General features: G+C 69.9%; 5 protein-coding genes. All 5 read right to left on the reverse strand.

All coding sequences use genetic code 11. The annotated features are described in order from the left end of the window. Window positions 1-420: cation diffusion facilitator family transporter (locus L2I40_RS18430; protein ID WP_237216648.1), on the reverse strand; the 420-nt coding region annotated here is incomplete at its 3' end. A 79-nt stretch (window positions 421-499) separates the two neighbouring features. Continuing rightward, window positions 500-1,006: a glutathione S-transferase family protein gene (locus L2I40_RS18435; protein ID WP_237216649.1), complete on the reverse strand. Its 507-nt coding sequence runs from the start codon at window positions 1,004-1,006 to the stop codon at window positions 500-502. Beyond that, a complete protein-coding gene (locus L2I40_RS18440) occupies window positions 1,003-1,152 on the reverse strand; it encodes a hypothetical protein (protein WP_237216650.1) in 150 nt (49 codons plus the stop codon). Before L2I40_RS18440 ends, L2I40_RS18435 begins: the two co-directional genes overlap by 4 nt. Window positions 1,153-1,207: 55 nt before the next feature. Next, entirely contained in the window at window positions 1,208-4,699 is a 3,492-nt protein-coding gene (gene metH / locus L2I40_RS18445; protein WP_237216651.1) for a methionine synthase, read from the reverse strand. A gap of 5 nt (window positions 4,700-4,704) precedes the next feature. Next, the coding region (locus tag L2I40_RS18450; RefSeq protein ID WP_237216652.1) for a class I SAM-dependent methyltransferase at window positions 4,705-5,443 on the reverse strand (739 nt) is incomplete at its 5' end.

A 5,443-nucleotide genomic window follows, 5' to 3' on the forward strand; every position in this document is an offset into this window, starting at 1 on the left:
CCGCCCGCGGCGGAACAGCACCGCCGCCCAGGCCGCGTTGACCGCGGTGGCGACCGCGGCGACGACGAGGCCGGCCGCCGCCTGTTCCGGCGCGCGCGGCTCCTGCCAGGCGCTCCACGCCTCCTGCAGGATCAGGATGGCGGCGACGATGATCAGCGCGCCTTCCAGCACGGCGGAGAAGTATTCCGCCTTCGCATGGCCGTAGGGGTGGTTGGCGTCGGGCGGCAGCTGCGAGAGGCGGATGGCGAGCAGCGCGGCGATGGCGGCGGCGACGTTCACCACCGATTCCAGCGCGTCGGCGAAGAGCGCGACCGACCCCGTCAGCCACCAGGCACCCGCCTTCAGCGCGAGCACAAGCAGCGCCACGGCGACGGAGGCCGTGGCGATGTGCTCGATGCGCGAGGCCCTGTTCTCGGCCAAGTGTCAGCCTTCCTCAGAGGGGATGAGGGAGAGTCTTGCCCCGCCCTCCCCCGACCCGGCAACCCTCGGGAACCGAGCCTCAGCGGTGCGTCCAGTGACCAGCCTGGTTGGCCTGCCGTGCCGCGGCATAGGCAGGTCGCGCGCGCGCCCGAGCATGATAGTCCAGCACGCCATCGGGCAAGGCCAAGTCGCTGGCGGCAGCCCAATCGAGGCAGGTCGCGAGCAGGATGTCGGCACCGCTGAAAGCTTCGCCGAGAAGCCAGGGCCGGCCATCACCGAGACTGGCCGCGACGCTCCCTGCCTGCCGCTTGAAATAGGCGCGCGCCGCGCGCACCGCCTCCGGCGACTCGCCATAGATGTGCGGCAGGCCGACGTGACGGCGCAAGACGTAGAGACTGGTGGCGTCGAGCTCTGTCATGATGAAGAAGCACCACTCGTCGTAGCGCGCACGGCCTTCCGCATCGGCAGGCATCAGCCGCGCGCCGTCGCGGCCGTGGCGCATGGCAAGGTGGTTCACGATGGCCGCGCTTTCGGTCAGCGTCAGCGCGCCATCCTGCAGCACCGGGATCTTGCCGCGCGGGCTCACGGCCGCGAATGCCGCCCCTGCTGCTCCGGCGAGCGTGGGCGGATCGGCTCGCAGCCGTAGGTCAGGCCGAGTTCGTGCAACGCCCAGTGGACGCGCATCGTCCGCGGCGTCGCGCATCCCCAGACCAGCAGGCCGTCCGTGACCATGCCCCGTCCTTCCCAGGTGGCCGTCTCCGTGACAACCGTCTCGCGGCAGCAAGGTTCAGACCGAAAAATACTTCGCCCGCGGGTGGTGCAGCACGATGGCGCTGGTGGATTGCTCCGGATGGAGCTGCCATTCGTCGGACAGTTCCACGCCGATGCGCTCCGCCTGCAGCAGCTTCAGCAGCGGCGCCTGGTCCTCGAGCCGCGGGCAGGCGGGATAGCCGAAGGAATAGCGCCCGCCCCGGTAGCCCTGCTGCAGCATCTTCTCGATGTCGCGCTCGTCCTCGGCGGCGAAGCCCCATTCGGCGCGGATGCGCTTGTGGACGTATTCCGCCATCGCCTCCGCCATCTCGACGCCGAGGCCGTGGAGATAAAGATAATCCTGGTAGCGGTTCTCCTCGAACCACTCGCGCGCGACGTCGGACGCCTTCTGGCCCACGGTCACGACCTGCAGGCCGATCACGTCGCGCCCGTCCTCCACATCCGTCACGAAGTCGGCGATGCACTCGCCGTCCTCCTTCGGCTGGCGCGGCAGGGTGAAGCGGCAGGCCTCGGTCACGCCGTCCTCCTCGAAGAGGATCAGGTCGTTGCCCTGGCCCGCGCACTTCCAATAGCCGTAGATCGCCTGCGGCTTGAGGATCTCCTGCTCCTCCGTCAGCGTGAGCATGCGCTTCAGCACCGGGCGCAGCTCCTGCTTCGCCCAGCCGAGGAAGTCCTCGAGGCTGCGCCCCGACTTCCGGAAGCCCCATTGGAATTGATAGAGGCTGCGCTCGTTGATGAAGGGCACCAGCGCCTTCGGCGCGGCCTCCATCACGCGCGCGCCCCAGAAGGGCGGCGCGGGCGCCTGGCTCTCGACACTCACGCGACGCCGGCGCGCCTGCGCGTAGTTCACGTCCACCGGCGCGAAGCCGCGCGGATCGGCCTGGCCCAGCACGCGCTTCTCGTTCTTCGCCTTGCCGGCACGCTTGGCCTGCAGCGCGGCCAGGTAGTCGTCGAAGCCATTGCCCATCACCTTGTCCATCAGGTGCAGGCCGTCGAAGGCGTCGCGCGCATAGGCCACCCGCCCGCAGGCATAGGCCTTCACGCAATCCTCCTCGACATAGTTGCGCGTCAGCGCCGCCCCGCCGAGCAGCACCGGCAGCTCGACGCCCTGGCGCGACATCTCCTCGAGGTTCTCGCGCATCACGACGGTGGATTTCACCAGCAGCCCCGACATGCCAATCGCATGCGCCTTGTACTCGCGCGCCGCGGCGACGATGTCGTTCAGCGGCACCTTGATGCCGAGGTTGACGACCTTGTAGCCGTTGTTGGTCAGGATGATGTCGACCAGGTTCTTGCCGATGTCGTGCACGTCGCCCTTCACCGTGCCGAGCACGATGGTGCCCTTCTCCTGGCCCTCCACGCGCTCCATGAAGGGCTCGAGATAGGCCACCGCCGCCTTCATTGTCTCGGCGCTCTGCAGCACGAAGGGCAGCTGCATCTTGCCGGCGCCGAACAGGTCGCCGACCACCTTCATGCCGTCGAGCAGCACGTCGTTGATGATCGCGAGCGGCGTCAGCCCCTTCGCCAGCGCATCCGCCAGCTCCTCGTCGAGGCCCTTGCGGTCGCCGTCCACGATGCGGTCCTTGAGGCGGCCCTCGACCGTCTCCGCCCGCTTCTTCGCGCTGGTGTCGGCGGCCTTCCGGCCGCTGAACATCTCCAGCACCTTCTGCAGCGGATCGTAGCCCTCGCGCCGCCGGTCCCAGATCAGGTCCTCCATCACCTGCACCTCCTCGGGCGGGATCTGGTGCAGCGGCTTGATCTTGGAGACATGAACGATCGCGCCCGTCATGCCGGCCTTCACGGCGTGATCCAGGAACACGCTGTTCAGCACATGCCGCGCGGCCGGGTTCAGGCCGAAGGAGATGTTCGAGAGGCCCAGGATGATCTGGATCTCCGGGAACTCCTCCCGGATCGCCCGGATGCCTTCCAGCGTCCAGAGGCCGAGCTTGCGGTCGTCCTCGTTGCCGGTGGCGATGGTGAAGGTCAGCGGGTCGATCAGCAGGTCCGACTGCGGCAGGCCGTGCTTGTTGCAGGCGAAATCCACCAGCCGGCGCGCGATGCGGACCTTGTCCTCGACGGTCTTGGCCATGCCGACCTCGTCGATGGTCAGCGCGATCACCGCTGCGCCGAACTTCTTCGCCAGCACCATGCGGTCATGCGCCGCCTTCTCGCCTTCCTCGAAGTTGATCGAGTTGATGATCGCCTTGCCGCCATGCAGCTTCAGCGCCGCCTCGATCACCGGCGTCTCGGTCGAATCGATGACCAGCGGCGAGTTCACGCTGCTGGTGAAGCGGCGCACCACCTCGTTCATCTCCGCCATCTCGTCGCGGCCGACGAAGGCGGTGCAGACGTCGAGGCTGTTCGATCCTTCCGCCACCTGCTCGCGGCCGATTGCCAGGCACCCGTCCCAGTCATGCGCCGCCTGCCGCTCGCGCCAGGCCTTGGAGCCGTTCGCGTTGCAGCGCTCGCCGATCGAGAAGTAGCTGTTCTCCTGCCGGAGCGCCGTCGCGGTGTAGAGGCTCGCGACCGAAGGCACCCAGACCGGCTTGCGCACAACCGGCGCCGGCCGCGCCGCACCGCCCGCGAGCTTGCGCAGCATCGCATCCAGCGCCGCGATATGCGGGTTCGAGGTGCCGCAGCAGCCGCCGATCAGGTTCAGCCCGTCCTCGGTGACGAAGCGCTCCATCCAGGTCGCGAGCTCCGCCGGCGTCAGCGGGTAATGCGTCTTCCCGTCCACCAGCTCCGGCAGGCCGGCATTCGGCTGCACGGAGATCAGGCCGGGCCAGTTCTTCGACAGCCAGCGCACATGCTCGGCCATCTCCTGCGGCCCCGTCGCGCAGTTCAGCCCGATCAGCGGCACGTCGAGCGCATGCACGACCGCGGCGGCGGCCGAGATGTCGGGCCCGACCAGCAGCGTGCCGGTCGTCTCCACCGTCACCTGCACGAAGACCGGGATGTCGGACTTGGCCTCGGCGCGGGCGATCTTCGCCGCGTTCACCGCGGCCTTGATGTAGAGCGTGTCCTGGTTGGTCTCGGTCAGCAGCGCATCCGCGCCGCCCGCGATCAGCCCGCGGCACTGCACGACCAGCGCGGCTTCCAGCGTGTCGTAGTCGATGTTGCCGAGCGTCGGCAGCTTCGTCCCCGGCCCGATGTCGCCGATCACCCAGCGCGGCCGGCCATCCGAGAATCCCTCCGACGCCTCGCGCGCCAGCTCCACCGCCGCCTTGTTGATCTCGAAGGCGCGGTCCTCGAGCTCGAACTCGCCGAGCGTGACCGGGCTGCCACCGAAGGTGTTGGTCAGCACCATGTCGGCGCCGGCCTCGAAGTAGCCGCGATGGATGTCGCGCACGATGTCGGGGCGCGAGAGGATCAGCACCTCGGTGCAGTTCTCCTTGCCCAGGAAGTCGCGCTCGATGTCGAGCGTCATGCCCTGGATGCGCGCGCCGAAGCCGCCGTCGCAGAGCAGGACCCGATCGCGCAGCGCGTCGAGGAGATGGGGGCGGGACATGCGGTTCAGCCTTGGGCGAGAGCGGAGACAGGGGCGACGGGGGCGGGCTGGCGGCGCGCCGACCAGAGCCGGACGGCGAGCGGCCCGGGGATGGTGTGGGCGGAGGCCAGCGTGCAGCCGGCGGCACCCAGCCAGCCGGCAAGCTGCGCGTCGTCGAAGCCGGGCCAGCGATGCGCCTGGCGCTGCATCAGCGCGGCGTCGTCATGCGGCGCGAGGTCCGCCAGCAGCAGCGTCCCGCCCGGCCGCAGCACGCGCGCGGCCTCGGCCAGCGCGGCGGCCGGATCCTCGGCATAGTGCAGCACCATCTGCAGCGCGACGGCGTCGAAGGACGCATCGCCGAAGGGCAGCCGGTACATGTCGGCCTGGCGCACGCCGGCCCGGTCCGCGAGCCCGCGTTCCGCCAGCCGCGCCCGCGCCAGCGCCAGCATGTCGCGGCTCATATCCACGCCGAGCGCGCGCTCCGCCCGCGGCGTCGCCAGTTCCAGCAGCCGGCCGGTGCCGGTGCCGATGTCGAGCAGCGCCTCCATCCGCGCCGGCAGCGCCTCGAGCAGCGCGGATTCGATCGCGGAGGCGGGCAGGCCGAGGGCGCGCATCTCGTCCCAGTCCATGCCGTGGCGCCGGAAGGCCTCGGAGGCGGCACGCGCGCGCTCGGCGGCCAGGCGCGCGGCGACGCGGCGGTCGGCGGCGAGCCGCGGATCCTCCTCCGGCAGCCGCGCCAGCACCAGGCGGGCGAGGTCGGCGGCG

It is taken from the genome of Falsiroseomonas oryziterrae, assembly GCF_021864505.1.
GTDB lineage: Bacteria > Pseudomonadota > Alphaproteobacteria > Acetobacterales > Acetobacteraceae > Falsiroseomonas > Falsiroseomonas oryziterrae.

Bases quoted from the DNA above. Each gene is read 5' to 3' on its own strand.
- L2I40_RS18440 (WP_237216650.1), bottom strand. From the start codon at position 1,152: ATGGTCACGGACGGCCTGCTGGTCTGGGGATGCGCGACGCCGCGGACG.
- metH (WP_237216651.1), bottom strand. From the start codon at position 4,699: ATGTCCCGCCCCCATCTCCTCGACGCGCTGCGCGATCGGGTCCTGCTC.